Here is an 18,461-nt window from a genome sequence, read left to right on the forward strand (position 1 = left end):
CAGGTCCGCGAGCGGGGTGATCACGTCGAACGGCCGATCAGTTCCACACGTTGGTGATCTCGGTGGCCGAGTTGAGGTGGGACAGCCCGTAGGCGCTTTCGATGGTGCTCAGGACGTTGTAGTGGTTGATCTGGTTGGTGAAGGTGCCGACCTGGGTGTGCGCGCCGACGAACGCGGTGAAGATGTGGTTGGACGAACCGCCGTTGTCCTCGTCGAAGGTGACGATGAGCAGGCTGTTGTGGGTCTTGGCCCACTGCGCGTAGGCGTCCAGGTTGTTCTTCAGCCAGGTGTCGCCGGTGCCGACCGAGCAGTCGTGCATGTCGTTGCACAGGTTGGGGTCGATGTAGGAGACGGTCGGCAGGCTCGCGTAGTTCGCCGAGCTCGGGAAGTCCGAGTAGCGCAGGTTGCTGGCCGCCGGCACGTTGCTGAAGAACGGCGCGGCGTTGTGCTTGCGGGCGTACTGGCCGCTGGTGCAGCCGGTGCAGCCGTCCGACGGCATGCTCTCCGAGTAGCTGGTGAAGGACTTGCCCGCCGCGATCAGCTGCGCCGCGATGTCGTTGCCGCTGAACGTGTGCGGGCAGCTGTCGTCGGTGATGCCCTGGGTCGACCCGGAGAAGATCGCCAGGTAGTTGGGCTCGCTCGGGTGGGTGACCGCGAAGGACTGGGTGAACTTGGCGCCCTGCCCGGCGAGGCTGTTGAAGTACGGGGCGCTGGAGCTACCGTTGATCTGGGAGTAGGCGTGGTTCTCGAACATCACCAGCACGACGTGGTCGAACACCGGCACGCTCGTCGCCGCCTCGGCGGTGGACGAGGTGACGGCCACGGCCGTCGCCGAGCCGATGAGGGCCGCCGCCGCGATGATCGCGGCCGCTGTGCGCTTCCGTAACACGAATCCTCCTGGAGGTTCATGACCGGCCCTGACCGCGCTGCCAGGGCCGACCAATACTGGGAGTCACCGACGGCGGCGGCCCCAATACCCCGGAAACGGTGGATGTGCGCGAAGTAAACAAACCCACCGGCGGCGCCTTGACACCCACGCGGCGTCATTCATACATTTGATGCACAGTTGTATGAATGACGTGGGGAGCTGGTCCGAGTGAAGCTCGGCAAGACCGCCGTCGTCCTCGGTGGCAGCGCCGCCGGCCTGTGCAGCGCCGGGGCGCTCGCCCCACACTTCGACCAGGTGCTGGTGCTCGAACGCGACGAGCTGCCGGCGGCGGCCGAGCACCGCCGCGGCGTGCCGCAGAGCAAGCACCCGCACTTCCTGCTGAACTCCGGTCGTCGCGCGATCGGGGCGCTGTTCCCCGGCTTCGAGGACGACCTCATCGCGGCCGGCGGCCTGCACCTGATGCCGTCCATGGACGCCGCCTACCTCGACGGACAGGGCTGGTCGGCCCGCAAGCGCAGTGCGATGACGATGATCTACAGCTCGCGGATCCTCATCGAGCGCGTGCTGCGCGACAAGGTGCGCGGGCTGCCCAACGTGGCCGTCCGCGAAGGTGTCACGGTGACCGGCCTGAGCACCCGCGACGGCGCGGTCACCGGTGTCCACGTCGACGGCGAGCACATCGACGCCGACCTCGTGGTGGACGCGATGGGCCGCGGCTCCTCGGTCAGCGGCTGGCTGGTGGCGGCGGGATGGCCGGAACCCGAGGTGCGGACCCTCGACGCGAAGGTCACCTACACCTCACGCTGGTACGAACTGCCGACACCCCGACCGCCCTCCTGGTGGTGGCAGCACCTGGTGATCATGCCGACCCCGGACAAGGGCGACCATCCGGCCGAGCACGAGTTCCTGGTGAACCTCTTCCCGATCGAGGGCAACCGGGTCATCGCCTGCATGGGCTCGTGGGGCCTGGACATGCCGCGCACCACCGACACGTTCGTCGAGTCGGCGGCCCGGGTGCGGACGCCGTTGTTCGCCGCCGCGATGGCCCGCTGCGCGCCGACCTCCGAGGTGCACCTGACCCGGTCCACCGGCAACAAGTGGCGTCGCTACGACCGCCTGCGCCAGCCACCGCGCGGGCTGGTGTTCATCGGCGACGCGATCTGCGCGTTCAACCCGTTCTACGCGCAGGGCATCAGCTCCGCGGCGGGCTCGGCGCTGCTGCTGCGTGAGCACCTCGCCCGCGCCGACCGTCTCGACGCGGCTTTCATCGCACGGTTCCTTGCGGGCCAACGCACACTGCTCCGTGTGCCGTGGTCGCTCGCGATGGCCCGGGACCAGGGCTACGAGTGTGCGGTGGGCACCGAGAAACCGCCCGAGTGGCGACGCCGTCTCCTCGCGGCGGTGTCCGGCCCGGCGTTCAGCTTCATCGTCGGCGCCGCCCGAGAGGACGACGTGGTCGACGAGCACTTCGCCAAGGTGTTCAACATGGACGAGTCGCTGAGCCAGATGCTGCGCAACCCTCGGATGCTCGCGGGGTTCCTACGGCACTACCTCCGGAAAGCGTTGGGGCGGCAACGGGTTCCGTTCGACTTCGACGCGCGGGCCGAGCCGCCGGCCACCGACTACTCCGCCGCGGCGGCCCGGTGAGCGCCGATTGCGGGCCGGCGGCCGAGGCCGTCACCCGCGGCCTCGGCTTCGACTGCCACGACGTGTCACCGGTGATCTCGGTCCGTTTCCCCTGGGAGCTGGCCAACTGGACGATGCCGTTGCTGGAGGTGCTCGTCATCGGCGGCGCCGTCTTCGCGCTGGTGCACGCCATCCGCCGCCACCGGGCCGGCGACCCGGTCAACCTGGCGCTGTGGTTCGCCTCGCTGGTCTACCTGTTCGTCATCGAGCCGCCGCTGTACTTCCCGGAGTGGTTCGGGCTCGACCAGATCTACGGCTTCATCTTCGCCCACAACCGTTTCACCGTGCAGTTCATGCAGGACCGGCTGCCGCTGTACATCGTGGCGTTCTACCCGATGTTCAGCCAGCTCGCCTACGAGACCGTGCGGTCGCTGGGCGTCTTCCGCCACCGCGGCCCGCTGCTCGGCTCGGTCGCCGTCGCCTTCGTGTGCCAGGTGTTCTACGAGGTGTTCGACCAGATCGGGCCGCAACTGCGGTGGTGGGCCTGGAACCCGGACAACGCCATGGTCAACCACCCGGCGCTGGCGTCGGTGCCGATGACCAGCATGCTGCTGTTCGCGTCCGTCTCGATGGCCGCCATGACCTACCTGGTCGTGCGGCTGGCCGGCCGCAGCCGGCTGGCTCCGCTGCTGGCCGGCGTCCTCACACCGTTGGCGATGGTGGTCTTCGGCATCCCGTCCAGCCTGTTCCGTGGCGACACCACGGCCCAGGCCTGGGTTCTCGGCGTCGAACTGGCGCTGGTGTGGCTGGCCGGCGGCTGGCTCATCGCCACGGCGCCCGCCTCGGACGAGCCGGCCTCCGCCTTCGTCCGGATCTATCCCGTCACCTACCTCGGCGTGCTGGCGGTGTGCTGGCTCAGCGCCTTCGGCGGCCTCCCCCTTGCCGGCAACCTCTACGTCCTGGCCTGCTTCCTCGGGGCCGGTCTCGTGCTGGCCGCGCGCAATCGGGTGCGGAACCGGGCACCGGCCCCGGCCTGAACCGCCCGGTTCAGGGAAGATGGGCGTATGGGGTACCACGGATGGCAGGGCAACCCGCCGCGGACCGAGGACGAGGCCCGTCACCGGATCGTCGAGGCGGCGACGGCGTGCATCGACCGGGCCGGGCTGGCCAGGACCAGCCTGTCCGACATCGCCGCCGAGGCCGGCGTGACCCGGCAGACCGTCTACCGGTACTTCCCGCGCCTGCCGGACATCCTCGCCGCCGTCGCCATTGCCGGCGTCGAAGCCTTCGCCGAGCGGATGCAGCGCCATCTGGCCTCGTTCGGCAGTCCGGCCGAGGTCGCCGTGGAGTCGGTGCTGTTCAGCCTGCACACGGTTCCCCGCGAGCCCTATCTGGGTCTGCTTCTCGAGGCGGGCGAGGCCGACGTCTTCACCGGCGCGGTCACTTCGGCCCAGTCCTTCGCCCTCGGCGCCCGCATCCTGCGCAACACGCCGGTCGACTGGGCGGCCGCCGGCGTCCGCACCGACGACGACTTCCAAGGGCTGGCCGAGATCCTGATGCGGCTGTTCCTGTCGTTGCTCCAGTACCCCTCGACGCCCACGCCCACCGACGACGACCTGCGGGCCCTGGTCCGCCGCTGGCTCGGCCCGGCCCTCGTCAGCGGCTCAGTCCGCGGCCGGTGATCAGCGGGAGGTCGAGCGCCGTGAGCAGCCCGGGCGGGGCGGCGACCACCGCCGGGATCGCGTTCACCAGACGCATCGCGGTCGCCTTGAGGCCGGCGGTGTTGTGGTCGCCGTCCGAGCCGAGCAGCGTCAGGTCGAGCGTGTAATTGGGTTCCCCGGTGACCTCGACCCGGTAGCAGCCCTGGCCCGCCGGCTGCGGCCAGTCCGGCCCGATGTCGGGACGCAGCCGGGTGACGTGCTCCAGCACGCACACCGCACGGCCGCCTCGCATCCCGCGCACCTCGAACCGCAGCCCGGCGGCCGTGCCGGCGGCGATCTCCCCGGTGCCGATCTCGAAGGTCTCCGGCGCCGGCAGGCGCTGGTAGCTCTCCTCCACCCCATCGAGCTCGATGTCCAGACCGGACGCCAGCTGGCGAACCACGCTGCCCCAGGCCAGGCTCAGCACACCCGGTTGCAGCAGCAGCGGGATGTCCGACAGCGCGCCGCCGAATCCCATGATGTCGAACAGCACCTTGCGGTTGTGATACGTGCTGTAGTCCAGGATCTCCAGGCAGCGCACCTGGTCGACGCGTTCGCTGATCCCGGTGAGCGCCAGCGGCAGCAGATCGTTGGCGAAACCGGGATCGATGCCGTTGACCCACAACGACACTCCGCCGTCGGCCGCCGCTCGGCGAACCGGTTCCGACACCTCGTCGGGCACGGTTCCCTTCGGGAACTGGAGGAACACCGGGCTGCTGGAGACCACGTTGATCCCGGCTCGCAGGATGCGCCGGAGGTCGTCGATCGCCTCCATCAGCCGGTCGTCGGCCATCGCCGTGTACACGACGCAGTCGGGCCGCAGCGCCAGCAACTCCTCCACGTCGTCGGTCGCGACGACGCCGAGTTCCCGGCCGAGTCCGGCGAGTTCGCCGGCGTCCCGCCCGACCTTGTCCACTGTGGACACCCACACGCCGACGAGATCGAGGTCCGGGCGCGCCGCGATGCCGGCGATCGCGTGCCGCCCGACGTTGCCGGTGCTCCACTGCACCACCCGATAGGCCACGGGCGCTTCCCTCCGTCACAGATCGGGCAGGCCGAACTCCAGGTTGGGCACCTGGAGGCCGCCGTCCACCTCGAACACCTTGCCGGTCACGTAACCGCCGGCGCCAGAGGCCAGATACACGGCCGTGGCCGCGATGTGGTCGGCGTCGCCGATGACGTGCAGCGGCGTGGCGGCTTCCATCTTGCCGCGCAGCTCGTCGTTGCGGACCACGACGTCCAGCGCCGAGGTCGCCACCGAGCCGACGGCGATCGCGTTGACCCGGATGCGGGGCGAGAGATCCGTTGCCGCCAAACGGGTGTAGTGCGCGAGCGCGGCCTTGGCCGTGCCGTAGGCGGCGAAGCCGCGGCCGGCGACGCGTCCCATCACGGACGAGATGTTCACGATCGCGCCGCCGCAGTCGGCCAGCATCGCCGGCGCGGCGGCGACCGTCAGGGCGTGGGCGGTGGACACGTTGAAGCGGAAGGCTTCTTCGAGGAATTCGACGGTCGTGTCCAGCAGCGGCCGCGGGTAGGTGCCGCCGACGTTGTTGACCACGATGTCGAGCCGCCCGAAGGTCTCCTGCGCCGCGGCGGCCAGTGCGGCGGCGGCGTCCGGCGCGCTCAGGTCGGCCGCCACGACGTGGGCCTTGCGGCCGGCCTGCTCGATACGGGCGGCCACCTCGTGCAGCTCGGCCTCCGTACGGGAGGAGATCACCACGTCCGCGCCGGCCTCGGCCAGCGCCACCGCCGTGGCCGCGCCGATGCCGCGGCCGGCGCCGGTGACCACGGCGACCTTGTCCGTCACCCGGAACAGATCCAAGATCGTCATAGCCCGTCCCCACCTTGTGCCAGCAGGTAGTCGGCGAAGCGCTCGTCGACCTCCTCGCCGGTCAACCCGAAGTCCGACAACTGGTAGCGATGCGCCGGCTGCCGCTGGCCGGAGCTGTTGTCCGCGTGGATGGCCGTCATGGCCGCCTCCGCGCGGTCGGTCAGCGGCAGCCCGAAGTGCGCGTAGATCGCCCGCATGGTCCCGATCGGATCGCCGACCAGGTCCCGGTACCGCACGTCGAAGAACTGCGCCGGGTCGTACTTGGCCCGGTCGGCGGTGAAGCGGTCGAGGCCGCGCGCCCACAGGTCGAACTGGTCCCGCCCGACGACATCGCCCTCGAACACCGTGGACCAGCCGGCGCTGGCTTGCTGGTTCAGGCTGCACACCGACGCGATGACGGACCGCGGGGACCGGTGCGTCTGGATCACGAGCGCGTCGGGGTACGCGGCCAGCAGCGCGTCGAGGGCGAACAGGTGGCTGGGATTCTTCAGCACCCAGCGGCGATCGCGGTCCGGCAGGCCGATCAGCTGGAGGTTGCGCCGGTGCCGGCGGTAGGCCTCGGTCCAGTCCTGGCCGGCCAGCCAGGCGGAGTACGTCGGCAGGTGCGCGAGGCACTCGTACGAGATCGACCGCATCGACTGGCGCAGCAGCTGCCAGCACTCCTCGACCTCGTCGGCCGACATGTAGTGCAGCCCCATGAACTCGGGATGCTCGACGTGGTGCCGGCGGTAGTTCTCCTCGATGGCCTGGAACACCGGATTGCCGGCCCAGGTCTCCCGGGGCGGCCGGGGTTGCGGCACCTCGGTCAGCCACACCTGGAGGCCCTGATGGGCCGGATCCGCGCTGAGCAACCGGTGCAGCGCCGTGGTTCCGGTGCGCGGCAGGCCCGTGACGAAGATCGGCCGTTCGATCGGCACCTCGGCGTGCTCGGGGTACTGCTGCCACGCGGCCTCGCTGAGCAGCCGGGACACCAGGGCTCCGCGCAGGAAGGAGCGCATCACCTTGTTGCCCAACGGAGTCAGGCCGGCGTCGCGTTCGTAGGACGCCAGCAGCACGGCGAGTCCGTCAAGATAGTCGTCGTCGCCGAAGTCCGTCAGCCCGGTGATCTTGGTCGCCGAGGCGTGCAGGTCCTCGACCGTGCCGACACCGTCCCGTCCGACGATCATCGCCTCAGCCCAGCATCCGGTCGGCGGTGGCGGCCCGGCGCGCATCGATCCGCGCCGCGTACTCCGACGCCGTGATCCGGCTCTGCTCGTGGAACGGCAGCCGCTCCGGAAGTTCTTGCACGGGAACCACTTCCACCTCGGGGCCGTCCTCGGGAGTGAGCTTGCGGGCCAGTCGCTGCCAGCGGATCTGGAGGTAGCCACGGGCGTGGCCGGTGCACTCCAGCCAGTTGGCCAGCCCCGGGTCGCGCTCGCCGACAACGAACCGGATCTTGCCGTCCGGGTCGACGCGGGCCTGGTCGGCGGTGAGGCTGGTCTGGTGGTTGACGTAGTCCAGCGACACGTACCACATGCTGCCCAGCTGGAAGCCCTGGTACGGCGCGTCCGAGGCCGGCACGGTGACGATCATGGCCTGGTCGTCGGCCAGATCGTAGTGGCCGACCGAGGAGAACTGGGTGCTCAGGCCGCCGGGCGTGGCCCGCGGCGCGGTCATCGTGTTGACCGGCAGCTTCAGGTAGAACCACTCGGGAAAGGCCAGGAAGGTGCGCAGCCGGCTGACCAGGATCTTGCCGGCGACGCCGTAGCGCTTGGCCAGCACGTCCTGCGTCAGCGGCGGCGGGGCGCCGGTGGCGCCGGCTCGGTGGATGCGAATGCGGCCGGGCTGTTCGGTGGCCCAGTCGCTGAAGACCTCCCGCACGATGAGCATCGCCGAACCGGGCCCGAGGGTGAAGTAGTTCGGGCCGGCGTCCGCCTTGGCCGGGCCGAACCGCAGCTCGTAGGAGCCGTCCTCGCCGATCTCGATGGCCCGGTCGTCGAACGCGGTCAGGCTGTCCGGCACGTCCACCGGCGAGTAGTCCCCGTTGAGCACCTGGAAGCTCAGGTCGGCGGTGCTGCCGCGGCGGCCGGTCACCACGTATTCGCAGTCGTCGCGCACGTAGGCGTGGAAGTACAGGGTGTCCGGGTTGTCCAGGCCCAGCTTGGTGTACGGGCCGGTCGACCGGACGAAGAACGGGAAGTCGCGCTGGTAGGCCCAGGCCATCTGCAGCGACGCCCGGATGCTGCCGGCCAGGTAGTCGTAGCCCTCGACGAGGTCCTGCTCGGTCCGGACGTGCGGTGCGCCGGCGATGACCTTCTCGGCCTCGGCGATGGCGTCGGCGAACGGCTGGGTGAGCACGGGCGGCTCCTTGACACCTCGGTAACGGCGGTACAAATATGTACCGATGCGGTACAAACGCCGGCCTGGCCAGGCTAGAACGCGTTCTAGAAGTTGGCAATGGTGACCCGCAGCTCGCCGCCGACCGAGCGGGTGGTCGCGGTGCTGGACTTCCTGGTCGCGCACCCGGGCCGGCGCTTCGGCCTGTCCGAACTGGCCCGCGCGGTCGGGCTGGCCAAGCCGACGTGCCTGGGCATCGCCAACGAGCTGACCCGCGGCGGCTATCTGGTGCTCGATCCGGCGACGAAGGCCTACCGGCTCGGTCCGGCGCTGATCGCCGCGGGACGCGTTGCCCAGCAGGACTTCACGGCGGCGGCGCTGGCCCGGCGCGAACTCGCCGAGCTCAGCGCCCGCTACGACACCGTCGGCACGGCGTCCGCCGTGGTCGGCGAGCAGATCATGGTGCTGGAGAGCAGCGGGCCGGCGCGGGCCGCCGCCACGGTCAAGGTCGGCCAGACCTACCCGTTCGCCCCGCCGGTCGGCCTGATGTACGTGCTGTGGGACGGCGACCGGGCCCTGGACGAGTGGCTGGCCCGGCCGCCGACGCTGCCGTCCCGCACCGACCGCGCGCACCTGCGGCAGGTCGTCACCGAGTGCCGCGACCGCGGCTACCTGGTGGAAAGCCTGTCCCCCAACGGGATGCGGCTGCATGCGCTGATGGCCGGCGTCGCCGCGTACGACCTGCCGGCCGAGGTGCGGGACCTGGTCGGCGAGATGGTCTCCAGCCTCGGCGAGCGGGTGTACCTCGGCGCCGACCTGGCGGCGCGGCGCAAACACCCGGTGAGCCTGCTCGCCGCGCCGACCTTCGACGCCGACGGCCGTCAGGAGCTGGTGCTCACCCTGTACGTCGGCGCGGCCATCACCGGCGCCGAGATCGCCCGCCGCGGCGACGCACTGGTCGCCGCGGCCGACGCGGTCACCTCGCAGGTCAGCGGACGGCGGCCCACCGGTTGGCGGTGAGCTTGAAGCCGGGCAGGTCGGTCTGCGTGAACATGGCCTCGTAGGTCCGGTCGTAGCCGGTGTGGCTGATCCGCCACACGCCGTCGTCCTCGCGCCGGTAGCGGTCCTCGTAGAACGCGGCGCCCTGGATCACGACCTGACGATCGGTCGCGATCACGGTGTCCAGCAGGTTCCAGGTGCCTGTCGCCTCGTCGCCGTCGATGTCGATCTCGGCCTGCCCGGCGAAGTGCACGGTGATCACCTCCGGCCCGAGCCGGCGGCTCATGAACGTGACGATCTCGTCGCGGCCGGCCAGCCTCAGCCGGTCGCCGTACACCGGGGTGCCGTAGTCGGCCGTGGCGTCGACGGTCAGCGTCAGCCCGAACTCGGTCCAGCGCTTGAGGTCCAGGCTGCGCAGATAGCGGTGTTTGAGCCGGCGGATCTCCTCGAGCGCGATCAGGTCCATCGGGTCCTCCTCTGGCGGAAGTGGCGCCGTCCAGGTTGCGGCATCGGTTGACCAAGAACAAGAACCTGTTCTAATTTCCTTCCGACGTGAAGGGTGGTTCCGCCATGGCCACGACGTACGAGCTGTCCCCGCTGCGGGCGCTGGAAGCCGAGTCGGTGCACGTCCTGCGCGAGGTGGCGGCCACCTTCGAGCGGCCGGCCCTGCTGTTCTCCGGCGGCAAGGACTCGGTGGTACTGCTTCACCTGGCGGCCAAGGCTTTCTGGCCGGCACCGGTGCCGTTCCCGGTGCTGCACGTGGACACCGGCCACAACTTCGACGAAGTGCTGGCGTTCCGGGACCGCGCGGTGGCCCGCTTCGGCGTGCGGCTCGTGGTCGCCGCCGTGCAGGACGACATCGACGCGGGCCGGGCCGTGGAGGAGACCGGGCCGCGCGCCAGCCGGAACCGGTTGCAGTCCATCACCTTGCTGCGGGGCATCGCCGAGAACGGCTTCGACGCGGCGTTCGGCGGCGCCCGGCGCGACGAGGAGAAGGCGCGGGCCAAGGAGCGCGTGTTCAGCTTCCGTGACGAATACGGCCAGTGGGATCCCCGCAACCAGCGGCCCGAGCTGTGGAACCTCTACAACGGCGCGCACCGCAAAGGCGAGCACATCCGCGTCTTCCCGCTGTCCAACTGGACCGAGCTGGACATCTGGCGCTACATCGCCGCCGAGCACATCGAACTGCCGTTGCTCTACTACGCGCACCGGCGCCGTGTCGTGCACCGCGATGGAATGCTGTTGGCCCACACCAGGTTCGTCACGCTGCTCGAGGGCGATGAGCCGTTCGAGGCATCGGTGCGCTTCCGCACCGTCGGCGACGCCACCTGCACCGGCTGCGTGGAATCCACCGCCACCACGGCGGAATCGGTGATCACCGAGGTGGCGGCCAGTCGCACCACCGAGCGCGGCGCCACGCGGGCCGACGACCGGATATCCGAGGCGGGCATGGAGGATCGCAAGAAGGAAGGCTACTTCTGATGCTGAGGCTGGCCACCGCGGGCAGTGTCGACGACGGGAAGTCCACCCTGATCGGCCGGCTGCTGCACGACTCGAAAGCGATCTTCGCCGATCAGCTCGCCGCGGTCGAGCGCACCAGCCGCGAGCGCGGCGAGGACGAACCTAACCTGGCCCTGCTGACCGACGGGCTGCGGGCCGAACGCGAGCAGGGCATCACCATCGACGTCGCCTACCGCTACCTCGTCACGCCCAAGCGGAAGATCATCATCGCCGACACGCCCGGACATGTGCAGTACACCAGGAACATGGTCACCGGCGCGTCCACCGCCGACCTGGCGCTGATCCTGGTCGACGCGCGCAAGGGCATCGTCGAGCAGTCCCGGCGGCACGCGTTCATCGCCAGCCTGCTCGGCGTCTCCCACCTGGTGCTGTGCGTGAACAAGATGGATCTCGTCGACTGGTCGGCCGAGCGGTTCGCCGAGATCCGCGAGGAATTCCGCCGCTTCGCGATGAAGCTGACCGTGGCCGATCTCGCGTTCGTGCCGATTTCCGCGTTGCACGGCGACAACGTCGTGCAGCGCAGCGCGAACATGCCCTGGTATGAGGGAACCTCGCTGCTGCACCACCTGGAGGAGGTGCACGTCGCCTCGGACCGCAACCTCATCGACGCGCGGCTCCCGGTCCAGTACGTGGTCCGCGCGCAGGGCTTCCGGACCTACGCCGGCACCGTGGCCGGTGGCGTGCTCAAGCCCGGCGACGATGTCGTGGTGCTGCCGGCCGGTTTTCCCTCACGGATAAGGGAAATCTGGGGGCCGGGCGGCGAGCCGGTCGACGAGGCCTTCCCGCCGCAGGCGGTCACCGTGCGCCTCGACGACGAGCTGGACGTGGCGCGCGGCGACCTGATCTGCCGTCCGCACAACCGGCCGCATGTCGGTCAGGACATCGACGCCATGGTCTGTTGGCTCACCGAACGGTCCACGCTGACCCCGGGCGCCCGCTACACGCTGCGGCACACCACGCGCTCGGTGCGGGCGCAGGTGCACGACCTGACGTACCGCATCGACGTCAACACCCTGCACCGCGACGAAGCCGCCGAGTCGTTGTCGCTCAACGAGATCGGCCGGGTCCGGCTGCGCACCCAGGCGCCGCTGCTGTTCGACTCCTATCGCCGCAACCGGTCGACCGGCAGCTTCATCCTGGTCGACGACGCCACCAACAACACGGTCGCCGCCGGCATGATCACCGAGCCGAGCGCGTCCGTGGTCTGGCACCCCACCGCGGTCGGCCGCTCCGACCGGGCGACGCGGGGTATGACGGTGTGGCTCACCGGGCTCTCGGCCTCCGGCAAGTCCACCGTCGCCGCCGAGCTGGAACGCCGCCTGGTGCTCGCCGGCCGCCCGGCCTACCGGCTCGACGGCGACAACCTCCGGCACGGCCTCAACGCCGGCCTGGGGTTCAGCCCCAAGGACCGGGCCGAGAACGTGCGGCGGGTCGGCGAGGTGGCCCAGCTGTTCGCCGACGCCGGGCTGGTCGCGGTCGTGTCCCTGATCAGCCCGTACCGCGCCGACCGCGACCTGGTGCGAGCCCGGCACGAGGCCGCCGGGCTCGCCTTCCTCGAGGTGTTCGTGGACACGCCCGTCGACGTCTGCGAGGCCCGTGACCCCAAAGGCATGTACGCACGGGCCAGGGCCGGCGAGATCACGGGCTTCACCGGGGTCGACGATCCCTACGAGGCGCCCGCCGAGCCCGCTCTCGTGCTCCGTCCCCAGGACGGCGACCCGGCCGCGATGGCGATCAAGGTGCTCGCTCTCCTCGACCGCCCGTGAGCCGCGTCAGCGCCAGGTTTTCCCGTCCTCCGCCGCGCGAAGGGCCGCTTCGCTCATGGTGATCGACGCCCAGTGGTGGGTCAGGACGGGCAGCACCGTGTTGTGCAGCGCCGCATTCTCCTGGATGTTGACGGACATGTGGTGCACGCCGGTGATCCATGCGCTGCCGTAGGTCCACTCCGGCTGGCCGTCGTAGACGTGCCCGGTGAAGTGGACGTGGAAATGGACATCGACGGCGCCGGGACCGAACACCGCCGCGGATTCGCCGTGCCAGCGGATCTCGTGCGCACCGTGCTGGAAACCCAGGTACTCCCATTCCCCGGCCGCCGGCGGGTTCTGCAGAAACGTGTAGAGCGCGGTCCACCACGCGTCGTTGGTGGTGGGGCGCGCGACGATGCTGTCCCATGAGGCGGCGACCTGCTGGTGTCCTTGGTCTTCCCCGGCCCAGGCGCTGCGGTCCGGCGCGGGTTGGCGTGGTGACCACTCGTCGGCCACTGTCAGCGGCTGCGCGCAGGTCGGGCAGTTGGCGGCCCCATGCAGACAGGCGTCGTGATACCACGGCACGGTGGCGCAGTGCTGGCACAGGCGGATGGTCCGCGCCGTGATCTCGTTGTCCTGGATGACCTGCTGGCACGTCACGCAGGCGACGAAGGGAAGCGTCATGGACATGATCGTCGTCCGAAGCATCCGCCTCGGACAGGGCTGAACGGCCAGCGGATCGAGCGTCCGTCTGCGGCGGCCCCGACGACGATCGGACGAAACGGCCGGCGATATCGACACATTCGACGCCCCGGCGAGCCGGCCGGGGACTCCACAAGAGAGAACTTTCACCGGTAGTCGATCGGACCAGCGGGTCCCCCCGTTCCGCCCAGTGCGCCGATGCCGCGGACGTGCGCAGAGTCTGGCCTGACAGCACGGATTCGCGCGGAGGGAGCAGCGACGTTCGCGTCCCGGCGACCCTTGTTGTCCGACGGCAACCGTCTTCCTACGCTCGCCTTCGCGCCGCCGCCGGCCATTCCGGCGGAGGTGTCCATTGGGGAACGAGGGAGAGTATGAAACGAAGACTGGCCTTCGCACGCTCCACTTTGACCGTCGGCGTCGTGATAGCCGCGGTGGCCGCCGGAGTAGCGGCACCGGCCGCCGTCGCAGCGCCGTCCGGGCTGACCAAGAGCGTGCAGGACGTGACAAGTCCGGGCGCTGATCCGGTCAATCACGCCGACACCCTGAACTGGGTGCTCAGCTACGCCAACACCAGTTCGAGCGGTTCGGCCCCGGCCACCATCACCGATCCCGTCGAAGGCTCGCAGGCCTATGTGCCGGGGTCGCTCCAGGTGCCGCCGGGCTGGACGCCGTCCTGGTCGACCGACGGCACCAACTTCCAGGGCACCGACCCGGGCGCGGCAACGGTGGCGGTGCGCGCGACCAACCCCGGCGCCCGCCCCGGCGGCACCAACCTGGGCAACATCCTGCTGGCGCCGGTGAAGCCGACGGCCACCGCGACCGGCGGCGACGGCTACTCGCCGATCGTCTACCGCCGGGCGGACGGCACGGTCGAGGCGTGGAACATGTACCACCACCTGTACGCCGCCGCACCCAAGCTGGTCTGCACGGACCTCACGGCCGGCGCGCCCTGTGCCGGCGGTCCCTGGCCGCGCCCGGTCAACACCGCGCCCGGCCCGTTGGGCTCGGGCGCCACCGGCGACATCGCCACCACGCTGACCCCGCAGTACGTGCAGGATCCGGGCCGGCCCGGCGTCGTTTACTACGCCGCAACGACCGCCGCCTCGGTCGGCGTCGGCTGCCTCGACCTGGCCGCGCGGGCCAACTGCGGCTACTTCCCGCTGGTCAGCACCGGCAGCGGCGGCGCATACGGCCTCGCCGGCCTCGTCACCACCGGCGGCAACCTGTACGGCTTCGGCACCAACGGACAGGTGCTGTGCCTGACCATCGCCTCGCAGTCGCCCTGCGCCGGCCAGCCGTACGCCCCGGTCGTGCCGGCCAATAACAACGGGCCCGGTGGCCTGTACATGGGTTCGCTGGCCGTGGCCGGCGGCAAGGTCTTCGGCTCGTCGTCGCCGGGTGGCCCGGTGGTGCTGGGCTGCTTCGACCCGGCCACGGCTTCGGCGTGCGCCGGCTGGAGCAGCCCGCACCCCGTCGCGCCGAGCGGCAATTCGTACGACGCCTACACCGCTTACGACACCGGCAACAACGCGGTCGGCGCGTGTTCGACGACGGCCGGCAATCCCACGTCGACCACGACCTGCTACCAGATCGACGGCACCCCGTTGGCCGCACCGACCGTGTTCAACGGCCTGAGCAGCCAGCTGGTCTTCAATCCGGAGAACGCCCTCGGTCCGGACGGGCACCTGCGGAGCTACACCGGTATCTGGGGCGGGTCCGTCGCCGGCGCCACCGTGTGCTACGACTGGACGGCGGCCGCCGCGTGCGCCGGATTCCCTTTGCCGGCAACCCATCCTTCGGCCAACGGCGGCGTAACGCGGGACTACGGCTACGCGTACGACCCGACCACCCGCTGCCTGTTCGGGCTCGGTGACGCCGGCATCCTGTTCTCCGAGGACCCGTCCACGTCGAACTCGCCGTGCATCCACAGCGGCGCGGACGTCACGTTGACGCCATCCTCGTTCTACTGCGACGGCGGCGCCAACCACATCCACGGCTACACGGATGCCCGGCTGGAGAACATGAACCTGGCCAACGTGAATCTGGCCGCGTCGACCGCGGATGTCAGCGACGTCAACGGTTCCGTGTTCGCCCATCCGTCGTTCGCCGCCGACGGGAGCCTCGACCTGTCGGGGATCTCGCCGGCCGCGCATCCGGCCATCACCGTCTCGGCGCACCTGGTGTTGAACAACAGCAACGACTTCACCGGTGGCAACCAGCCGCACCTGGTGGTGTCGTTCACCGGCGACGCACCGCAGATCTGTTTCCGCACCACGGTTTCGTCGACCTGCACGGTGAGCGGCGTCACCGACACCGCCACCGGCTCGGACGCCACCGGCCCGCTCACCTCGAACACGGTGAGCCTGCGCGTCGCGCCGGGGTCCGGCTGCCAGCCGAACGTGACGGTGAGCAAGGAGATCTGCGCGTCCGCGCACAACAGTGACTGCGGGCCAGGCGGTCCGGGGCCGTGGGTGAAACACGCGACTCCGGGTCTGCTCGGACTGCTGCTGGCCAACCCGCACTGGCGGATCACGGTGACCAACGCCGGTCCGGTCGGCATCACCGGCGCCACCGTCAACGACAGCGCGGAATCGTCGTGCCGGAGCGCGGCGGGCACGTTCGATCTGGCGGCGGGGCAGAGCAAGCAGGTCTACTGCTCGACCCAGCTGCTGATTTCCCTGCTGCCCTTCACCAACACGGCGTCGGCCTCGTACGTGCCGGTGAACTCGCCGGACGGCACGCCGCCGTCCAGGACCACCGGTTCCTCGGCGGTGGCCTGCAACCTGCTCGGCTGCTGAGCAGCTGACCGCGGTGCCGCCATCGGCGGCACCGCGGCGTTCTCAGCCGATGGTCCACTGTTGCAACGTGGAACCGGTGTTCGCCTGCTGGGTCACCAGCGCGCCGTCGGCGGTCGAGGCGGTGGTGAGCAGCAGTCCACTATGGACGTTCGTGAGCGTGTAGCCGGCGAACGTCTTGGTGGCGGTCCAACGCTGGTTGCTGCCGCCGGTGCAGGTCCACTGGATCACCCGCGTGCCGGCGGTGGTCGCACCGCCCTCGTCGTCCATGCACAGTTTGGAATACGCGTTGGCGATGGTGTACGAGCCGTCGGTCTGCCTGGTGAACGTCCAGTTCTGGTTGGTGCCGCCGTTGAGCTTCCACGTGACGAGCTGGGTGCCGGTGGAAGTCGACCAGTTCGGGTCGTCGAGGCCCTGGCCGGACACCGAGATCTGGTGCGTGCCGTCGAGGGCCGGCGTCCCGCCGGCCGCGGTGAGGCCCAGGGTCTGCTCGGCGGCGGAGCGTGACCCGCCGGTCGCGTCGCCGGTGGTGTTGGTCCAGGACCGGGCGGGAGTCGTCTCGGCGAGGCGGGTCGAATCCGACGACAGACCCAGGACCAAGCCGCTGTAGCGGTTGACCAGCCGGTACGTTCCCGTCTTCGCCCCGGTCGCGGAGGTGTTGGCCAGGATGAACCACTGCTGCCCGACGGAGGATCCGGTCGCGGTGACCGTCGGCTTGGTCGCCCACGCACGGCTGGCGGTCGACGTCGAAACGCCGAGGGCCTGGCCGGTCGAGCCGTTGGTGATCGTGTACGAGCCGTCGCCGTTGGCGGCGAAGGCCCACGTCTCCAGGGTCGAGCCGGTCGACGCCGGCACGGACGTCGTCGCCGAGCTGCCGCTGACCTGGGCGAGTACCCGCCCCGACCCGTTGCCGATCCGGTAGGTCGTGCTCAGGTCGAAAGGCGGCGCGGCCGGCGACGCCGAGCCGACGGTGACGTTGGCGTACTCGCCGTCCGAGCCGGCGCAGGCGATGGAGCAGTACGAGCGGAAGGTCTTGCCGATGACGGTGGAGCTCGTGCGGTTCGCGCCGTCGACGAACCAGCGGTACCAGGAGTTCGAGGCGTAACTGCCGGAATCGCCGATGTAGTACCACTTCTGCGTGGACAGGTCGTCGGTGACGTAGTAGCGCTGCGGCAGCTTGGACGAGCTGTCGGCGACTTCGGGCTCGCCGATGTACAGGCCCAGGTAGGCGTCGTAGGCGATGTTCATGACGAACAGTTCGGACTTCGGCGGCAGCGTGCCGGCGGTGATCTGCTGCGGCACGGAACCCGCGTTGGTGGGCTTGTAGTCGTGGTCGACGGCGGTGTAGCCGGTCGGGGCGGTCGTCGTCACCGGCGTCATGTTGCTCTCCAGGCCGCCAACGCCCGGCTGCGACCACGAGCCGTCGTACCACTTCTGCCACGAGCCGGTGGCCATCTTCGACGACATGGGTGCCCGGGCAACGTGCGCCAGACCGTCGTAGCTGCCCGAGGTGCCGGCCTTGGGCACGATCCGGGAGGCGTAGTAGACGTAGAAGTAGCCCGAGGCCTGGTCGACGAACAGCCGCGGGTCACCGTCGCCGTAGTCGAAGGTGCCGTTCGGGAACGCCGTGGTGTCGCCGCGAACCGTGCTGTACGGCGAGGTGATGGCGTGTCCCTTGATGGTCCACACCTTGCCCTGGTCGGTCGACTCGGCGTAGTCGATCGCGTCGTAGTGCGAGAACGAGTTGGCGCCGAACGGCTCCGGGGTGAACTCGTTGTGCACCAGGCCGTACCAGTTGCCGGTGTCCGGGTCGACCCAGACGCCGACCAGGTCGCAGAAGTTCTTGTGCGAGTACGACGAGCCCGCCGGCGGGTCGGTGGCGGTGACGCCGGTCGGGCTGTTGTCGCACCGCCAGCTCGTGTCGTTGTTCTTGTCCCGGGGCTCGGCCGGATTCACGGCGTCGCTGATCGCGCTGGACCGGGCGGCGCTGTCGAAGTCGGTGCCGGTGTAGAAGTCCCAGTACCGGGGCTGCGTCGCGCCGTAGAGGGCGGCGGACTGCTGGAAGTAGAACGTGCCGTCCTTGTCGATGAAGGGCGACGCCGGGGTGTCGGTCGGGAACTGGTACGTGCCCGTGGTCCCGATCGTGACGGTGTAGCCCGAGGTCGGCGGGCTGGCCGACGCGGCAGGCGGCGCGCCGAGCAGCGTGACGGCCATGGCCAGGGCCACGGCCGTTCGCGGGCGGGCGATGACGGGCAGGGGGCGCATCGCGACTCCAGGGTGAGGGCGGCTCTTGACTCCCGGGGCGTTAGTTATAACACTAGTCGAACTAATTAGGGT

General features: G+C 70.0%; 15 protein-coding genes. 7 read left to right on the forward strand and 8 right to left on the reverse strand.

Translation table 11 applies throughout. From position 1 onward, the window contains the following. Positions 1 to 37: 37 nt before the first annotated feature. On the reverse strand, positions 38 to 889 hold the full coding sequence (locus M3Q35_RS14015; protein ID WP_273942176.1) for an alkaline phosphatase family protein: 852 nt from the start codon (positions 887 to 889) through the stop codon (positions 38 to 40). 207 nt (positions 890 to 1,096) lie between these two features. On the opposite strand from M3Q35_RS14015, the gene M3Q35_RS14020 reads away from it, so the two are divergent. The 3 genes from M3Q35_RS14020 to M3Q35_RS14030 are packed head-to-tail and all read left to right on the forward strand — an operon-like array spanning position 1,097 to position 4,197. Continuing rightward, on the forward strand, positions 1,097 to 2,536 hold the full coding sequence (locus tag M3Q35_RS14020; protein ID WP_273942177.1) for an FAD-dependent oxidoreductase: 1,440 nt from the start codon (positions 1,097 to 1,099) through the stop codon (positions 2,534 to 2,536). After that, complete coding sequence (locus M3Q35_RS14025) at positions 2,533 to 3,552, forward strand: hypothetical protein (protein WP_273942178.1); 1,020 nt, start codon at positions 2,533 to 2,535, stop codon at positions 3,550 to 3,552. The genes M3Q35_RS14020 and M3Q35_RS14025 overlap by 4 nt, the downstream gene beginning before the upstream one ends. A gap of 27 nt (positions 3,553 to 3,579) precedes the next feature. After that, positions 3,580 to 4,197 carry a TetR/AcrR family transcriptional regulator gene (locus M3Q35_RS14030; protein ID WP_273942179.1) on the forward strand — a complete coding sequence of 206 codons (618 nt, stop codon included), beginning with the start codon at positions 3,580 to 3,582 and terminating at the stop codon, positions 4,195 to 4,197. On the opposite strand, the gene M3Q35_RS14035 is transcribed toward M3Q35_RS14030, so the two are convergent. From M3Q35_RS14035 to M3Q35_RS14050, 4 genes are read right to left on the reverse strand one after another with little or no spacing between them, the layout of a single operon-like run. Beyond that, positions 4,172 to 5,239, reverse strand: a complete 1,068-nt coding sequence (locus M3Q35_RS14035) for an NAD(P)H-dependent amine dehydrogenase family protein (RefSeq protein ID WP_273942180.1) — start codon at positions 5,237 to 5,239, stop codon at positions 4,172 to 4,174. The genes M3Q35_RS14030 and M3Q35_RS14035 overlap by 26 nt on opposite strands. A 15-nt stretch (positions 5,240 to 5,254) precedes the next feature. Further along, positions 5,255 to 6,046 (reverse strand): SDR family oxidoreductase, encoded by a 792-nt coding sequence (locus M3Q35_RS14040; protein ID WP_273942181.1) that lies wholly within the window; start codon positions 6,044 to 6,046, stop codon positions 5,255 to 5,257. Continuing rightward, positions 6,043 to 7,212: a sulfotransferase family protein gene (locus M3Q35_RS14045; protein ID WP_273942182.1), complete on the reverse strand. Its 1,170-nt coding sequence runs from the start codon at positions 7,210 to 7,212 to the stop codon at positions 6,043 to 6,045. Before M3Q35_RS14045 ends, M3Q35_RS14040 begins: the two co-directional genes overlap by 4 nt. 4 nt (positions 7,213 to 7,216) lie before the next feature. After that, positions 7,217 to 8,383, reverse strand: coding sequence for a hypothetical protein (locus tag M3Q35_RS14050; RefSeq protein ID WP_273942183.1), 1,167 nt, complete (start codon positions 8,381 to 8,383; stop codon positions 7,217 to 7,219). A gap of 99 nt (positions 8,384 to 8,482) precedes the next feature. On the opposite strand from M3Q35_RS14050, the gene M3Q35_RS14055 reads away from it, so the two are divergent. Beyond that, positions 8,483 to 9,382, forward strand: a complete 900-nt coding sequence (locus M3Q35_RS14055) for a helix-turn-helix domain-containing protein (RefSeq protein ID WP_446685269.1) — start codon at positions 8,483 to 8,485, stop codon at positions 9,380 to 9,382. On the opposite strand, the gene M3Q35_RS14060 is transcribed toward M3Q35_RS14055, so the two are convergent. After that, the gene (locus M3Q35_RS14060) at positions 9,351 to 9,827 is read right to left on the reverse strand and encodes a nuclear transport factor 2 family protein (RefSeq protein WP_273942184.1); all 477 of its coding nucleotides are present in this window, start codon (positions 9,825 to 9,827) and stop codon (positions 9,351 to 9,353) included. The two genes, M3Q35_RS14055 and M3Q35_RS14060, sit on opposite strands and share 32 nt — an antisense overlap. An 86-nt stretch (positions 9,828 to 9,913) precedes the next feature. Here M3Q35_RS14060 and cysD point away from each other — a divergent pair, with 86 nt between their 5' ends. Together cysD and cysC are read left to right on the forward strand one after the other, a co-directional pair. Beyond that, positions 9,914 to 10,843: a sulfate adenylyltransferase subunit CysD gene (gene cysD / locus M3Q35_RS14065; protein ID WP_379793902.1), complete on the forward strand. Its 930-nt coding sequence runs from the start codon at positions 9,914 to 9,916 to the stop codon at positions 10,841 to 10,843. Next, on the forward strand, positions 10,843 to 12,648 hold the full coding sequence (gene cysC / locus M3Q35_RS14070; RefSeq protein WP_273942186.1) for an adenylyl-sulfate kinase: 1,806 nt from the start codon (positions 10,843 to 10,845) through the stop codon (positions 12,646 to 12,648). Before cysD ends, cysC begins: the two co-directional genes overlap by 1 nt. 6 nt (positions 12,649 to 12,654) lie before the next feature. Here the strand turns inward: cysC and M3Q35_RS14075 are convergent, their stop codons facing one another. After that, entirely contained in the window at positions 12,655 to 13,311 is a 657-nt protein-coding gene (locus tag M3Q35_RS14075; RefSeq protein ID WP_273942187.1) for a hypothetical protein, read from the reverse strand. A gap of 389 nt (positions 13,312 to 13,700) precedes the next feature. On the opposite strand from M3Q35_RS14075, the gene M3Q35_RS14080 reads away from it, so the two are divergent. Beyond that, the gene (locus M3Q35_RS14080) at positions 13,701 to 16,127 is read left to right on the forward strand and encodes a DUF7617 domain-containing protein (protein WP_273942188.1); all 2,427 of its coding nucleotides are present in this window, start codon (positions 13,701 to 13,703) and stop codon (positions 16,125 to 16,127) included. A gap of 42 nt (positions 16,128 to 16,169) precedes the next feature. Here M3Q35_RS14080 and M3Q35_RS14085 read toward each other — a convergent pair whose 3' ends face one another. Continuing rightward, positions 16,170 to 18,389, reverse strand: a complete 2,220-nt coding sequence (locus M3Q35_RS14085) for an RICIN domain-containing protein (RefSeq protein ID WP_273942189.1) — start codon at positions 18,387 to 18,389, stop codon at positions 16,170 to 16,172. Positions 18,390 to 18,461: the final 72 nt, after the last annotated feature.

The sequence above is a fragment of the Kutzneria chonburiensis genome (assembly GCF_028622115.1).
Lineage (GTDB): Bacteria > Actinomycetota > Actinomycetes > Mycobacteriales > Pseudonocardiaceae > Kutzneria > Kutzneria chonburiensis.